General features: G+C 41.8%; 15 protein-coding genes. 7 read left to right on the top strand and 8 right to left on the bottom strand.

The annotated features are described in order from the left end of the window. Positions 1 to 5 precede the first annotated feature (5 nt). The 3 genes from AACW90_RS09025 to AACW90_RS09015 all read left to right on the top strand — a co-directional run bounded on the left by AACW90_RS09025 (position 6) and on the right by AACW90_RS09015 (position 3,099). Positions 6 to 1,223, top strand: coding sequence for a BCCT family transporter (locus tag AACW90_RS09025; protein WP_390233358.1), 1,218 nt, complete (start codon positions 6 to 8; stop codon positions 1,221 to 1,223). Between the two features lie 289 nt (positions 1,224 to 1,512). Next, positions 1,513 to 2,538: an Lcl C-terminal domain-containing protein gene (locus tag AACW90_RS09020; RefSeq protein ID WP_390233355.1), complete on the top strand. Its 1,026-nt coding sequence runs from the start codon at positions 1,513 to 1,515 to the stop codon at positions 2,536 to 2,538. 267 nt (positions 2,539 to 2,805) lie between these two features. Next, complete coding sequence (locus AACW90_RS09015; RefSeq protein WP_390233354.1) at positions 2,806 to 3,099, top strand: hypothetical protein; 294 nt, start codon at positions 2,806 to 2,808, stop codon at positions 3,097 to 3,099. A 161-nt stretch (positions 3,100 to 3,260) separates the two neighbouring features. Here AACW90_RS09015 and AACW90_RS09010 read toward each other — a convergent pair whose 3' ends face one another. Further along, a complete protein-coding gene (locus AACW90_RS09010; RefSeq protein ID WP_390233352.1) occupies positions 3,261 to 3,413 on the bottom strand; it encodes a hypothetical protein in 153 nt (50 codons plus the stop codon). Between the two features lie 371 nt (positions 3,414 to 3,784). Between AACW90_RS09010 and AACW90_RS09005 the strand changes: the two genes are divergently transcribed. Beyond that, positions 3,785 to 4,663, top strand: coding sequence for an NAD(P)-dependent oxidoreductase (locus AACW90_RS09005; RefSeq protein WP_390233350.1), 879 nt, complete (start codon positions 3,785 to 3,787; stop codon positions 4,661 to 4,663). A gap of 501 nt (positions 4,664 to 5,164) precedes the next feature. Then, the gene (locus AACW90_RS09000; RefSeq protein WP_390233347.1) at positions 5,165 to 5,560 is read left to right on the top strand and encodes a DUF3465 domain-containing protein; all 396 of its coding nucleotides are present in this window, start codon (positions 5,165 to 5,167) and stop codon (positions 5,558 to 5,560) included. A 185-nt stretch (positions 5,561 to 5,745) separates the two neighbouring features. Here AACW90_RS09000 and AACW90_RS08995 read toward each other — a convergent pair whose 3' ends face one another. Further along, positions 5,746 to 6,033 (bottom strand): hypothetical protein, encoded by a 288-nt coding sequence (locus AACW90_RS08995; RefSeq protein WP_390233345.1) that lies wholly within the window; start codon positions 6,031 to 6,033, stop codon positions 5,746 to 5,748. A 321-nt stretch (positions 6,034 to 6,354) separates the two neighbouring features. On the opposite strand from AACW90_RS08995, the gene AACW90_RS08990 reads away from it, so the two are divergent. Next, positions 6,355 to 6,513, top strand: coding sequence for a hypothetical protein (locus AACW90_RS08990; protein ID WP_195702807.1), 159 nt, complete (start codon positions 6,355 to 6,357; stop codon positions 6,511 to 6,513). Between the two features lie 69 nt (positions 6,514 to 6,582). On the opposite strand, the gene bioD is transcribed toward AACW90_RS08990, so the two are convergent. From bioD to bioB, 4 genes are read right to left on the bottom strand one after another with little or no spacing between them, the layout of a single operon-like run. After that, on the bottom strand, positions 6,583 to 7,266 hold the full coding sequence (bioD, locus tag AACW90_RS08985; RefSeq protein WP_390233343.1) for a dethiobiotin synthase: 684 nt from the start codon (positions 7,264 to 7,266) through the stop codon (positions 6,583 to 6,585). Continuing rightward, positions 7,259 to 8,020, bottom strand: coding sequence for a malonyl-ACP O-methyltransferase BioC (gene bioC / locus AACW90_RS08980; protein ID WP_390233548.1), 762 nt, complete (start codon positions 8,018 to 8,020; stop codon positions 7,259 to 7,261). The genes bioD and bioC overlap by 8 nt, the downstream gene beginning before the upstream one ends. A gap of 41 nt (positions 8,021 to 8,061) precedes the next feature. Beyond that, the gene (gene bioF, locus AACW90_RS08975) at positions 8,062 to 9,216 is read right to left on the bottom strand and encodes an 8-amino-7-oxononanoate synthase (RefSeq protein ID WP_390233340.1); all 1,155 of its coding nucleotides are present in this window, start codon (positions 9,214 to 9,216) and stop codon (positions 8,062 to 8,064) included. 5 nt (positions 9,217 to 9,221) lie between these two features. After that, a complete protein-coding gene (bioB, locus tag AACW90_RS08970; RefSeq protein ID WP_390233338.1) occupies positions 9,222 to 10,274 on the bottom strand; it encodes a biotin synthase BioB in 1,053 nt (350 codons plus the stop codon). 121 nt (positions 10,275 to 10,395) lie between these two features. On the opposite strand from bioB, the gene bioA reads away from it, so the two are divergent. Then, positions 10,396 to 11,673: an adenosylmethionine--8-amino-7-oxononanoate transaminase gene (gene bioA, locus AACW90_RS08965; RefSeq protein ID WP_390233336.1), complete on the top strand. Its 1,278-nt coding sequence runs from the start codon at positions 10,396 to 10,398 to the stop codon at positions 11,671 to 11,673. 150 nt (positions 11,674 to 11,823) lie between these two features. Here bioA and serS read toward each other — a convergent pair whose 3' ends face one another. After that, entirely contained in the window at positions 11,824 to 13,116 is a 1,293-nt protein-coding gene (serS, locus tag AACW90_RS08960) for a serine--tRNA ligase (protein ID WP_390233333.1), read from the bottom strand. Positions 13,117 to 13,223: 107 nt separating this feature from the next. Continuing rightward, positions 13,224 to 14,573 (bottom strand): replication-associated recombination protein A, encoded by a 1,350-nt coding sequence (locus AACW90_RS08955; RefSeq protein WP_390233331.1) that lies wholly within the window; start codon positions 14,571 to 14,573, stop codon positions 13,224 to 13,226. Positions 14,574 to 14,576 lie beyond the last annotated feature (3 nt).

Raw genomic sequence — 14,576 nt, 5'->3', positions numbered from 1 at the left:
AAATAATGACTACTTGGTTATCTATTGGTATTTTATTTACCTTTGCCGCTATCGTGTTTGTCCTTTACCGTTGGGGCAACATGAAGTGTATTGGCGTCACTCCTGTACGCAAATTCACCTTTATCGCCATCCTCTTCACCTCTGGTTTAGACGTCGGATTGATCATGTTTCCACTAACTGAGTTTGCTGGTTATGCTGATCTAGCCACCAGCCCTGAATACTCTTTTACTAATCCGTTAGCCATAGAGTTTGGCTTTTGGGCATTCTTCATTTGGGCCTTCTACTTCTTAACCTGTTTTTACTTTTGTGTTATTGAGCCAAGGGTCAAATTCTTCGAGATACCGTTAATCAAACTGATTAATAACGTTGTTATTATTGGTACCTGCGCGTTCACCGCTTACCTATTGTTGGTTAACTTACCGTGGTATCTACCCGAGTTAGGTGACGGAGAGACTATCATAGGTAGCTTCTATTTAGTGGTACTCGCCATCATTGCTGTCGCCGTGTACTCAAGTACAAGTATCCGCTACGTCAGAATATTAAGCTTAGGAAGCAGTTGGTTATTCATGGGCTTGATCGCGTTAATGTGGTCCGGTGCATTTTTATCGGATAATTCTAGTGTTGGCGAATTCTTTACCACCTTGAGTCTTTTGGGCGGTTACTTTACTAACCTACATAAATTTGTGTTGCCGCTTAATGATTACCATGAGTTTTATCTTTATTGGTGGTTTGCGTGGAGCATCATGATCGGCCAATTTACCGCTCGTTTTGTCAGTGGGCTCAGAACTTACCAAGTATTGGTTTCTATGATGGTATTCCCATCTATTCCAATCGCTATTTGGTTCAGTGTTCTTTATTACTACAGCGCCAACGCGATACCGGTTGCAGGTTTCTACAATCTCGCAATGGTCTTGGTTGGGATGACATTTGTTATCAATTCACTTGATTCCTTGGTTCGTTTATATACCGACAATTTAAACCTAACGGTACAGCGGTTCGGTAAAGTGCGATACATGATCGGTAATGTGGTATTACTCAGCGGGTTAACATTGTTGTTTAAATTAGATTTCCTTCAAATTCAATGGGTCGGAGCTTTGGCAATTGCATTAATTTTGGGCTGTTTTGGCTATATTCTTTTATTTCACTTTCGTAAAGTTAGCGAGATTGAGCGTTCACCTAAAGAGAACAGTATCGATTTCAACAAGATTGAATTAATCAACTAGCACATTGCGATAGGTGCCGGCTAAACGACACCTATCGCGCATTTTTAACCAAAATAATAGTCTACATAATCAACACAATTACTGTCTAGTCACCACCATTTGTCAAACGCTCACAAAACCTCTGCATCTTATTTAATCATATGATCTATTAGCATTTTCCCTTCGAAATAATTTTTATAAGCTATTTCCTACATCCCATATTCATTATATATATTACGATCACGACCATTGCAGATCCTTAGCGATAAAAAGAAACCAATCCTAATTTGAATATGGAGAATCGATCTATATGATTACAAACAACTTGGCATCTTACTTGTATTCTGTCGTTATTATGACGGTATTAGCCGGATGTAACTCCGGTAGTAATTCCTACAATAATGACAATACCGATCAGCTTCCCGATAATATTATTGGTGATTCATCACTCTATGAGATCGTCATTACGCCTAGCTCACTGGCTTATGTTCCTATGGTGCAACTACCAACACAAACAAGCTTCCAAGCCATCGGTAAATACGATGACGGCACCGAAATCGACATTACTGCGGAGGTAGATTGGTCAATGACCTCTTCGGGTATTGCTGACATTAACTCAGGTCATATCTCCCCAAAGAATGAAGGCAATACCCGCGTATTTGCAAATTTTGATGGCATCGTCAGCGACGAAGCAGACCTTACTATTACCGCATCATCAGTGTGTAGTCATAACGTTAACTTACCATTGGATGACGCTTCGATTACACCCGGAGGCGGCATCAATGATATTAGTAACAACGCGGCTGATGGTTGTTTGAAGATTGCGTCAGCGACCGTAACAGGAAAAACCTTATTATTCACATCGACACCCAGCGTTGCTGTATTACAAAGGCTCGGATACAAGCAAAGCATGGGCATAGACAGTGCTAATGATGGACGCAATTATTCAGCTACCGTTCTAGATAGCGCCTACGGCGAGGCATTTGGTCTGTTTGACCAAAGAAACATAACAGGTGATCATGGCATCGATGGTCAATATGATCGCTGGTGTACCGACTTAGCACGAATGCATTTTGCCGGAAAGACGGATTGGAAAACAGCAACGATCGCAGAGATGGGTAGCCACGATGCCTCTAAGAACCCGGCATTAGAAGGCTTATTCCAAGACAAAGGCGACTTGGCAACGTTAGGTTGGCCCACTGATAAACTTTATTGGTCAAACACACAAAGCGCTTCACCATCTAATTATGACACGATGCTTTTATCTAACGGTGCAACTTTTTCAGGAGGAGCGAGTTACACAAGTTACGTTTCATGTGTCTCTGAGGGTGAATAAGGCATAGCTTAAGGGCCAGGTACTTATGTGTTGTTTGATATCTATCGAGAGTGCTTTTACCAAAGCGAAAGTAAATCAAAATAAAAAATCTAGATATTAGGGTCAATTTGGTCATTAGACTCAGGCAACAATTAACCATTTCTTGAAGGCTGCTACATTTCTACAATCCCAAAATGAAAGCTGATTATGTTGTGAGGTCAATCTCATACTTAACATGAAGAGTATGATTTCATAATTACCCCAACAAGAATTGGATAGGATAATTTAATGGAACTGATAGCAACAAGATTGGATGGTTGGAATTTATACAAAGCGGGCGAACAGTACTTCGAATCACAAATAAAACTGACTAGCGAACAATTAGCGTCTGATGGCGAAGAAATTCTTACCAATTCAGGTAACCTAAAACAACTTGAATTTAGTCAAGATTCAATCAAAAACTGGTTCAACGACAGTAAAACGGAAGGTGATTTCCGAAAAATATTGAGCGCACTAGAGCCAATAATTATTGAACTTTGGACAGAGAAAAAATTGAGTTCTTGGACAATGGAAATATATTAGCAGACGCTGATTTCACCCAATGCCAAAAAGCACTGTTTATTGCAATACAGGCTAGATCAGCCACTACCGTTTAACGTTCTGACCACAACGGGTAAAAATGGCTTGAGTGACCTTAGTTTTCAAGCCTTCACATCTCACCCTCTAAAATTAGAGCATGGCGACTATCTAATTACAGCTAATTTTGGTTGCTCTACTTCTTCATTCCGTTTATTCCAGATATAAATCGGTGCTGAAGAAGCACAATCCGAACAGATCACATGCAGTTCAACCTCCGCATTATTCCAAGCACTTTTTTTTTGCTCAACACTTAGCATAGAACTTCCACAAAATGGACAATTTTTCATGGCGTTTTTCCTTAAAAAACTAAGGGGAGTAATCGCAAATCTAACCATGCTCAGCTGATTCAAATAAAGACATCAGTAGATCAACATTGAAACGCGACTCCAAAAATATGAGCAAACCATAACACTGGAGTGGTTAAGGGTGGGTTAATGTCGAATTGGTATGGTGCTCTTTTGCTAAGCCAAATAGAGTTTATTTTCTGAATTTCCCGCGATTTTTTCCTCAATACCACTAAGTAACCCAACCTTTCAATAATTTCACATCATTCAAGGATTGCTTAAATACAAGTAGACGTATACTATATAATAATACAAGCATACAATAAGATATTTAGGAGTTAAACATGACAAAACCAGTCATAGGTTTCATCGGTCTCGGCCTTATGGGCAGCAACATGGTTGAGTGCTTACAAAAAAACGGATATGAACCGATTGTAATGGATCTTAACAAAGATGCCGTTGCGGCGGTTGTCGCTCGCGGCGCTACCGAAGCAACTTCACCCGCTGAACTCGCAGCGGCTAGCGACATTGTGATGCTTTGTCTCACTACATCAGCTATTGTTGAAAAACTGGTTTATGCTGAAGACGGCATACTCGCGGGCATGAAGGAAGGTTCTGTACTTATCGACTTCGGAACATCTATCCCAGCGTCTACTCGTAAGATCGGTGCTGAGCTAGCCAAAAAAGGGGCAGACATGATTGACGCTCCATTAGGCCGCACACCCGCCCACGCGAAAGACGGACTTCTAAACATCATGGCCTCTGGTAATCAGGCGACCTTTGACAAGGTTAAGCCTGTCCTCGACGTGCTTGGCGAAAATATTTTCAATTTAGGTGCGTTAGGCGCAGGTCACACAACCAAACTAATCAATAATTTCATGGGTATGACTACGGTCTGCACCATGTCGCAAGCTTTCGCTGTGGCGGCTCAAGCTGGTGTTGACCGCCAACAACTGTTTGAGATTATGTCTACTGGTCCGTCAAATTCGCCTTTCATGCAGTTCTGTAAAAACTATGCTGTAGACGGCGTGAGTGACTTAGGCTTCTCTATTGGCAATGCCAACAAAGATCTAGGCTATTTCCTCGAGATGGTTAAAGACTTAGGCACCCGAGCTGAGATTGCTGAAGGTACCTCTGCCAATCTTCAGGCCGCCTTTGATGCAGGTATGGGCAACGGTAATGTTCCAGAAATTTTCGATTATTTCCTTAAACTAGAAAAATAATTCGAATACGACCTTACTATTGTGTTGGAGCGGGTGATAAAGCAAACACACTCTAGTAAGGTCTGGCTCAGTAATAGTTTTTATCCCTACATTTAACATATACCTACGTCCCTTACCTTCGATTGCCATTTTTGTCTGCAAGCAGTTACGTTGAAATCAACCACTGAGATATAAAACAATAACCATATCTGTGTCTATCATATTTAGTACCTAACTATAAATCATCATTACGCGAATTGTAGTTATTACTCCCTATTCAATTCTTATCAAATTCACACATTTATTGGCATCCTTATCTATAAACCCTCTCGTCTTATCGTCAATTAAGGTTCCTTGTTATGCCGATGTTTGATTTTTCCAGCATAAATACTCACTAACACAAAAATTAGACACCTTTTTTCATAGGTTCTCGGCCCGAGATCAATTTATTGTTGACCATGACCGTTCGGCACTGGCACACTCTGTAACGACAGCAAATACAACCAATAGAAAGGTTTTGATATGAAGTTATTTTTGACGATAATTTGGGTTGTATTAAGTGTGACCTCTTTTTTCACATGGTCCAATGATAGTGAATTAAAGCAGGCATTTGAATCACGACAAAGTGATGTACAAGTCCAAGGTGTCGGTACTGTAATTCGTTTATTGGCAGACGATAATAAAGGGTCGAGGCATCAAAAATTTATATTGAAACTGTCTAATCGTCAGACTCTCTTGGTGGCACATAATATTGATTTAGCGCCGCGTATTTCTAATCTAGAAACTGGAGATGTTGTTGAGTTTTACGGTGAGTATGAGTGGAATAATAGAGGTGGCATTATCCATTGGACACATCGCGACCCAAGAAATAAGCACAAACATGGCTGGCTCAAACATAATGGTCAGGTGTACAACTAATTTACTTTACTACATAAAATACGCTTAGGTCTGGTTTTAATTACTCGATTTAATGCGAATTAACATCAAAATATTCCAGAGATAAAATAATACAGAAATAAAAAGTTGATTCAAACCAACCTAGAAAATTCAAATCAACTCTATATCAAGGTAATGTATACCAATAAGGTAACTAGTCTTATTATCTACAAACTATACATGACCACAACGACTGAGGTGTTTATGTTTTCATTCCCGTTGCCGCTCTCTTTATGTTGAATAGTATACTCTCTGTTAATGGTAACATTATTGGACCCATCATTAATAAGCGCTTCCGCGCTACTTTGAATATCTTCTGAATTTATCGTAGAAAACAAATTTGGTTGATATAGAAGTGTAATAATGCCTTGCCATGATACTGAAACAGATTTTGCGCTGACATTCGTCGAGGACAAAATTATACAGAACAACACTCCCTTAAATAAAATATTCATAACCGCCTTCCTAATTACTTTACATAACATCCATATTTATGTGGCCACCTTTCGAAACTATGCATAATGAAAAATAAACCACTATCTAAATGCTAGTCTTATTGGCAATTATAATCAATATTTTTATTATGAATGCTAATTTGAAAATTAGATTAAATAAAAATAGTCCTTTAATTTATCGTACGGCTCATCTAAATAATATGAGACTATGAGTAAACCCGGATGTTAGACTTTCGTCTTATTGAGTAAATGACTCGTTAAGCGTAGATTCGAAGCAGCGTAGGATTGCAACTGCAGTTCGCTTTGATAAGGAATAGAACAATGGTTGAGAATACCAATTTTCAAATGGCGATCGACTTACTTTGTTGTCACCTAGGGATCACGGAAAAAGAGGCCAAAGAACAACTAGGTATTGGCGAGGACCAATTGCTTCATAAACAAGTATTGGATACCCAACGCACTCTGTCTGATGGGGTTTAGCTCCGAAAAATAAATTTTATAAAAAAATGGGTTGCCACAATTTGGCAACCCATTTTTTTATATTGAATCTTATGCCTTAATAATTGGTTCTATATTCATATACTTACCAATATTTTTCTTTTTGACGCTAGGTACGTAGGGTATCTCACCCAATTTAGGTGCCGGGATTTTTTCTTCCAACATACGGATAATATCCGCGTAATTTTCCGTTCCAGGATTAATGCGATTTGCTGCCCAGCCAATAATTTCCAAACCATCATTCTGAATCGCTTCTACACTAAGCATGGCATGGCTCAAGCAACCAAGTTTAATGCCGACCACCAGTACTACTGGAAGTTTTTCCTGCTTTACCCATGTCGATAAACATTCGGTGTCTGAGATAGGAACACGCCAACCTCCCGCACCTTCTACTAACACCATATCAGCGACACTCTTATGTGTTGCTAATTTTTCGCTTAATAGCGCAGGGTCTATCTGCACATTGTCGAACTTAGCGGCAATATGTGGTGATGTCGCGCTCAAGAGTGCATAAGGGTTGGCTTCACCATAAGCAATATCGATCGTTGCCGCTTCTTGCAAATGAAGCGCGTCAGAGTTTCTAAGCCCTTGCTCTGTTTCTTTACAACCCGCGGCGACAGGTTTATAACCGATGGTTGATAAACCTTTCGCGGCAAGTGCTTGTAATATTGCTTTTGACACAACAGTTTTACCAACTTCAGTATCTGTTCCGGCAATAAAAAATGCATTAATCATAAAAAATTGTTCCTAAACACACTTGATAAGTTGCGGGTAGCAACTCATTGTCATTTTTAAATCTTTGGTATTCGGTCTCAACGCGAGACAAGGTGCTTTTTTTGGTCAACCCGGGAGAACGTGCTCCAACATGAGTTGCACCAATGCCTTTTAAGTCCCGCATTAACTTAAATGCCGATGCGTACCAAAGCTGAATTGTTAGTAAGTCTAGATGATGGTTTTGTGATCCAGCTTGCGCTAACGCAATTTTTATCTGTTTCTCACTTAGAAATTGATTCACGTGTTGATATGAATCAATTTCAGCCCACGCATTTCTCAGCTCAATTAACGATCCCTGCATTAAGGTAGAGAAAAGAACCTTGCCACCTTTTTTTGTTACTCTTTGTAATTCTCTAAGTGGAATAGCTAAATCGTCACACCATTGAAGAGCCAAACTTGAAAAAACAATATCGAAATGGTGGTTGTCAAATGGCAATGCTTCTGCATCCGCTTGTCGATATTCAAGCACATTATTATTGCAACGAGCTTTGGCTTGAACGAGCATTTCTTTTGAAAGATCCGCTGCAGTAACCTCTGCTCCTCGGTGAGAGAGATGCTCGGAAAAATACCCTGTTCCACAGCCAATATCTAACACCTTCAATCCTGACAAATCTTGCGGCAAGTATTTCAACAGCTCGTTGCCGACATCTCTCTGAAATTGTGCATGTTGGTCATAGCCATGGGCAGCTTTGCTAAATGCCTCTGCAATAGCCATTTTACGAGCCGAATTATTGGGTACGGAACATTCCACTAGTATTAACCTTTAGTATTTTTTTCTGAAAACTGGATGATGTTATTAGCCAAATCTGTTACCTGTTTTATTGTGTGGTTAGCCGTGAGCGTAATTCTAATTCTACTGCTCTCTTTAGGCACCGTTGGGGGGCGAATTGCTGTCACCCAATTGCCCTCTTTTTTGAGACTATCTGCTAACGTCATTGTTTTAGCAACATCACCACAAATAAAAGGTTTGATGGGTGTTCTTGTCTCTACGAAGCCCGGAGTACCAGACAAAACCGCATTATACGTATCGTAGAGATTCAATAGCTTATCTCTACGCCAGTGCTGGTTTTGTAACATCGCAGCGGCATGAGTGAGGGCATGAGCTTGACTCGGCGGTATCGCCGTGGAGTAAACGTGATGTCTTGCAAACTGTGTTAGATAATCACCCAACGCGGAACTGCAGAGAACCGCAGCACCTGAAAGCCCAAAGGCTTTACCAAATGTCACGACCAAAACTTGAGGCACAATATTCGCTTCGTTACAGCTCCCTGCGCCATTCTCACCGAGAATTCCTACTCCATGGGCATCGTCGACCATTAACCAGTTCCCATAGCGACTTGTCACCTCTGCTATTTCGCTTAGCGGTGCTAAGTCGCCGTCCATGCTAAATACGCCTTCAGTCACCACAAGGCTTTGCTTTTTGGTAGAGAGCACTTCATTAAGGTGTTTCACATCGTTATGCTTAAATCGTTTCATAGACGCCGGGCTAAACATACCCGCTTCCATAAGTGAAGCGTGGTTTAGCCTATCTTGAACCAATAAATCTTGTTTTTCTAACAATGAAAAAAGCACCGCTTGATTCGCACTAAAACCTGAACTGAACAGAATTGCTCTTTCAAAACCAAGCCAAGTACAGAGCGTTTCCTCAAGCCTTTTATGTGCCGTTGAAAAACCGGTAACTAACGGCGATGCACCACTGCCTGCGCCATACTTGTCGATACCCTCTTGCCATGCTTTAGACAATTCGTCTGAACTAGCCAGGCCCATATAATCGTTACTCGAAAAGTTGGTATAGCACATGTCTCCAAAACGAAAGTTAGGTTGATTACCGCCCTCAATTACCGTTATTTTGCGGTCTAAAGCGGCTATTTTTCTTCCCTCTAAAGCAGTATCAATTCGACGACTAAACACGACGTCTACATGCTCGCATCATAAAAAAGGTCGTCTTTTGTCGGCCGTGCTGCGACTCTCTCTACCACCTGATCGAGTAGCTCACTTTCTTGGACTTGATCCGGCTTTTGACTTACCTCAACGCTATTGATACCCAGCTTATTGAAAAGCTGCATATCGCTATCTTCATCCGGGTTTGGTGTCGTCAATAATTTACATCCGTAGAAGACCGAATTTGCTCCAGCCATAAAGCATAGTGCTTGCATTTGTTCATTCATGCTTTCGCGCCCAGCAGAAAGTCTCACCGCTGATTCTGGCATCATGATCCGCGCTACAGCAATAAGACGTATAAAGTCAAAAGGCTCTACGTCCTCTGCATCCTCTAACGGTGTACCCTGCACTTTCACTAACATGTTAATTGGCACGCTTTCAGGGTGGACTGGCAGATTAGCAAGTTCAGCGAACAAACTTGCCCGATCGTTCACACTCTCACCCAGACCGATAATGCCACCCGAACAAATCTTCATACCAGAGTCACGCACGTGAGACAGGGTATCTAATCGGTCTTGATAGGTACGAGTAGTAATGATGTTTCCATAATATTCAGGAGAAGTATCTAGATTGTGGTTGTAATAGTCGAGCCCTGCGTGTGCCAAATCGACGGCTTGATCTGGCGTTAGCATACCCAATGTCATGCACGTTTCTAACCCCATTTCCTTAACACCTTTCACCATATCTTTTAGATATGGCATATCACGCTCTTTGGGGTTTTTCCACGCCGCTCCCATACAAAATCGTGTCGAGCCAGAGTCTTTTGCTTTTTGCGCCGCGTCTAAAACGCTCTGCACTTCCATTAAACGCTCACGGTCTACATCGGTACGATAATGGGCGCTCTGAGGACAGTATTTACAATCTTCCGGGCAAGCACCTGTTTTGATAGAGAGGAGAGTACTGACCTGTACATAATTATGTTGCTGATGTTGACGATGAACCAGTTGTGCTTCGAATAGCAGGTCCATAAAAGGCTTTTCTAGTAATGCACGAACTTCTTCAATTTCCCAATTGTGACGAACTTCCACGTGATGCTTCCTTTAGTTATTTTTTTAATACTTGGCTAGTCTACTGATTCGCTTTAAACTGTCAACATAACTAAATGAATCAAGTTTACACTTGCTCAAAAAACAATCAATAAGAAGCATCATGGATTTAAAATTTGATCGCCAACACATTTGGCACCCTTACACCTCTACAGTTAATCCATTGACTTGCTACCCCGTGATAGGCGCAAAAGGGGTTGAAATCATGTTAGAGACAGGAGAAATACTCGTTGACGGCATGTCCTCTTGGTGGTCAGCAATACATGGCTATAACCACCCCCATTTAAACGAAGCGGCGCATAAACAAATAGACAGCGTTTCTCACATCATGTTCGGCGGGATAACCCACCAACCTGCCATTAGTTTATGCAAGAAGTTGGTACTATTAACACCTAGCGAACTTCAGCATGTATTTCTTGCCGACTCAGGGTCTGTTGCGGTTGAAGTAAGCCTGAAGATGGCGTTGCAATATTGGCACGCAAAAGGCAAACCAAAGTCTATGTTCCTCACTCTACGCGATGGCTATCATGGTGATACTTTTGCCGCCATGTCTGTTACCGATCCTGATAATTCTATGCATAATCTATACAAAGGTTTTCTCCCTGAGCATCTATTTGCTGATTCTCCAAAGATTGGATACTGGCAAGAGTGGGACGACTCAGATATCGACGACTTTAAGCAAAAGATAACGAAACACCACAACCAGATTGCAGCAGTCATACTAGAACCGATTGTCCAAGGCGCAGGAGGAATGCGCATTTATCATCCAGAATTCCTTAGGCAAGTACGCTCATTATGTGATGAATTCAATGTCCTTCTCATTCTCGACGAGATAGCAACTGGATTCGGCCGAACAGGTAAGTTATTCGCCTGCGAGCATGCGGATATTCAACCCGATATCTTGTGCGTGGGTAAAGCGATAACTGGCGGGTATATGACCTTATCCGCAACGTTAACCACTAAAATTGTCGCAGATACTGTATGTGGAGGTGAAGCCGGTTGCTTTATGCACGGTCCTACTTTTATGGGCAATCCATTAGCTTGTGCGGTTGCTAATGCAAGTATGGAGCTCATTGAAACGGGTGACTGGCAAAGACAAACTGCCATAATCGAATCTCTTTTTGCTAAGAAATTACCAGAATTAACCCGCTATGAATTGGTACAAGACACGCGTTGGCTGGGTGCAATCGGAGTAATCGAAACAAAGAAAGCGGTCAATATGGAAGTGATTCAGAAATTTTTCGTTGATAACGGTGTTTGGATACGACCGTTTGGCAAGCTGATATACATAATGCCCCCGTATGTCAGTTCGCCAGAGCATGTAAATAAGCTAATTGATGTGATTGAAACTGCACTACAAGACAAGAATTGTTTTATTTAGAGCGTTTCAGATGAAAACCGACGTCATCCCCATGAAAATGGGGATCTAGCATCACCAAGATTCCCGTTTTCACGGGAATGACGAAGAATTTAGCATTGATCGAACAGCATTAGACAATTTTGTCGGCATTTATCTACTACGTTGTCACGTTTAACCGATATGAGTTAATCCATTCATGTACTTACGCAGTACTTCTGGAATCTCTATTCTTCCATCCGCTTGCTGATTGTTTTCTAATATCGCAACCATAGTACGACCAACAGCCAAACCAGAACCATTTAGTGTATGGACAAGCTCCGGCTTCTTTTCACCCTTACGGCGGAAACGTGCTTGCATACGGCGCGCTTGGAAATCCCACATGTTAGAGCATGACGAGATCTCGCGATAGGTTTCTTGAGCAGGAACCCACACCTCTAAATCGTAGGTTTTGCGAGCACCAAAGCCCATATCACCTGTACAAAGTATGACTTTACGATAAGGGAGAGCCAACAGTTGAAGCACTTTTTCAGCATGACCGGTTAATTCTTCTAATGCATCCATCGAATCTTCCGGCTTAGTAATTTGCACAAGCTCGACTTTATCGAACTGGTGCATACGAATAAGACCACGAGTATCACGACCATAAGAACCCGCTTCTGATCGGAAGCAAGGTGTATGAGCGGTCATTTTGAGCGGCAGATCAGCTTCGTCAGAAATAGTATCACGCACCATATTGGTCACTGGAACTTCTGCCGTTGGGATAAGACACATACCCTGACCTTCTTCCGTCGCAGGTTTAGTATGAAAGAGATCCTCACCAAATTTTGGAAGCTGCCCAGTACCGTAGAGGCTATCGTGGTTCACTAGGTATGGGACATACATTTCTGTATAACCGTGTTGTTCAGTATGAAGATCGAGCATGAACTGAGCAATTGAGCGATGTAGACGCGCAAATTGGCCTTTCATGACGATAAAACGAGCCCCAGAAATCTTTACTGCACTTTGAAAATCTAAGCCGTCACCCATTTCACCAAGGTCAACGTGATCTCTCAGTTGAAAATCGTAAGATTTGGGTTCACCCCAACGCGCCACTTCTACATTCTCATTTTCATCTTTGCCTGATGGAACAGCATCGTCAGGTAAATTAGGTACAGATAGTGTGATTTCTTCTAGTTGGATTTGTAGCTCTGCAAGTGCATTTTTCGCTTGATCGAGTTCGCTACCAAGATTGCCGACTTCTGCAAGAATTCGTGCCGCTTCATCATGGTCGCCTTTTGCTTTCGCTTGACCAATGGACTTCGAACGAGAATTACGTAGCGCTTGTAGCTCTTCAGTTTTCACTTGAAGGGATTTACGTTGTTCTTCAAGTTCACGTATCTTATCTACATCAAGAATAAATCCTCGACGGGCTAGTTTTTCAGCTGTGTCATTCAGCTCTGTTCGAAGTAATTTAGAATCCAGCATTGCTAATCCTATGCTTTAAGTTGTGAAAAAACGCGTTGTTCATTGACTTCAACATCAACACCAACGCGTTATAGAATAATTAATCGAGTAAAGATATCCAAAAAGCACTACTTTTCATAGCGCTTTTGCAGGCTTTTTTCATCTAATGAGCAAAGATAATCCAACTTATCGCCAATTTTTGTTTCTAAGCCGCGATTTGTCGGAAAATAATAGCGCGTTTCTTTCATTTCTTTTGGAAAATAATTCTCTCCGGCGGCATAAGCATTAGTTTCATCATGAGCATATCGATACTCTGCTCCGTAACCCATATCTTTCATTAAACTGGTGGGCGCGTTACGTAAGTGGTGAGGTACTTCATATTCAGGTTGATTATGCGCGTCCGACAATGCCTGCTTCCACGCAGAATAGACCGCATTACTTTTAGGTGCACAGGCCAAATACACGACAGCTTGGGCAATGGCTCTTTCTCCCTCGGCGGGACCTATTCTGGTAAAACAATCCCAAGCTGAAACCGCAACCTGCATCGCCCTCGGATCGGCATTGCCAATATCTTCAGACGCGATAGCCAACAATCTTCTTACGATATAGAGTGGGTCACAACCTGCAGCCATCATACGCGCGGACCAATAAAGTGCGGCATCTGGGTTAGACCCTCGTATCGATTTATGCACGGCAGAGATAAGGTCATACCAAATATCGCCTTTATTATCGAAACGAGACACCTTCTCTCCAGCAACTTCAGCCAGTAACGGCAGCGTAATTTGCTTGATGCCCGCTTCATCTTCTTCCGCCATGTCATAAAGCAGCTCAAGATAATTAAGCGCCATTCGAGCATCACCATTAACCAATTCAGCTAATCGATCTGAAACATTATCGGTAAAATTCGCTTCAATTTGACCTAAACCACGTTCTTTATCTTGTGCAGCTTGATCGATAACAGAAAGGATATCTTCTTGATTTAAAGAGGTGAGCTTATAAACCCTCGCTCTGGATAACAGGGCATTATTAAGTTCAAAAGATGGGTTCTCTGTGGTGGCTCCAATAAAGGTGATGGTGCCATCTTCAATATGTGGTAAAAAAGCATCCTGCTGGCTTTTATTGAATCGATGGACTTCGTCGACAAACAGAATAGTTCGGTGCCCTACAAGTTTATTTTCTCGTGCTTTTTCAATAGCAGCACGAATATCTTTTACACCGGAGGTAACGGCAGAGACACGCTCAACTTCAGCGTTGGCATAGTTCGCGGCAACTTCTGCTAACGTTGTTTTACCGGTACCCGGTGGGCCCCATAAAATCATGGAATGTATATGACCCGCTTCCAAAGCTCTACGTAACGGTTTGCCTTCCCCTAGAACATGTTTCTGACCAATATATTGCTCCACGGTCATAGGGCGCATTCGCGCAGCTAGCGGACGAAAATCTTCATCGGCTGCAAAATCTAGACTGTAATTACTCAATTT

It is taken from the genome of Vibrio frigidus, assembly GCF_042465995.1.
In the GTDB taxonomy this organism is placed as follows: domain Bacteria; phylum Pseudomonadota; class Gammaproteobacteria; order Enterobacterales; family Vibrionaceae; genus Vibrio.
Note: the sequence above shows the minus strand (reverse complement) of the source record. Positions and strands in the feature narration are given on the sequence as shown.

Excerpts from the sequence above, each read along its gene's own strand:
- AACW90_RS09025 (WP_390233358.1), top strand. The coding sequence starts at position 6 with ATGACTACTTGGTTATCTATTGGTATTTTATTTACCTTTGCCGCTATC.
- AACW90_RS09020 (WP_390233355.1), top strand. The coding sequence starts at position 1,513 with ATGATTACAAACAACTTGGCATCTTACTTGTATTCTGTCGTTATTATG.
- AACW90_RS09015 (WP_390233354.1), top strand. The coding sequence starts at position 2,806 with ATGGAACTGATAGCAACAAGATTGGATGGTTGGAATTTATACAAAGCG.
- AACW90_RS09010 (WP_390233352.1), bottom strand. The coding sequence starts at position 3,413 with ATGCTAAGTGTTGAGCAAAAAAAAAGTGCTTGGAATAATGCGGAGGTT.
- AACW90_RS09005 (WP_390233350.1), top strand. The coding sequence starts at position 3,785 with ATGACAAAACCAGTCATAGGTTTCATCGGTCTCGGCCTTATGGGCAGC.
- AACW90_RS09000 (WP_390233347.1), top strand. The coding sequence starts at position 5,165 with ATGAAGTTATTTTTGACGATAATTTGGGTTGTATTAAGTGTGACCTCT.
- AACW90_RS08995 (WP_390233345.1), bottom strand. The coding sequence starts at position 6,033 with ATGAATATTTTATTTAAGGGAGTGTTGTTCTGTATAATTTTGTCCTCG.
- AACW90_RS08990 (WP_195702807.1), top strand. The coding sequence starts at position 6,355 with ATGGTTGAGAATACCAATTTTCAAATGGCGATCGACTTACTTTGTTGT.
- bioD (WP_390233343.1), bottom strand. The coding sequence starts at position 7,266 with ATGATTAATGCATTTTTTATTGCCGGAACAGATACTGAAGTTGGTAAA.
- bioC (WP_390233548.1), bottom strand. The coding sequence starts at position 8,020 with ATGGCTATTGCAGAGGCATTTAGCAAAGCTGCCCATGGCTATGACCAA.
- bioA (WP_390233336.1), top strand. The coding sequence starts at position 10,396 with ATGGATTTAAAATTTGATCGCCAACACATTTGGCACCCTTACACCTCT.
- serS (WP_390233333.1), bottom strand. The coding sequence starts at position 13,116 with ATGCTGGATTCTAAATTACTTCGAACAGAGCTGAATGACACAGCTGAA.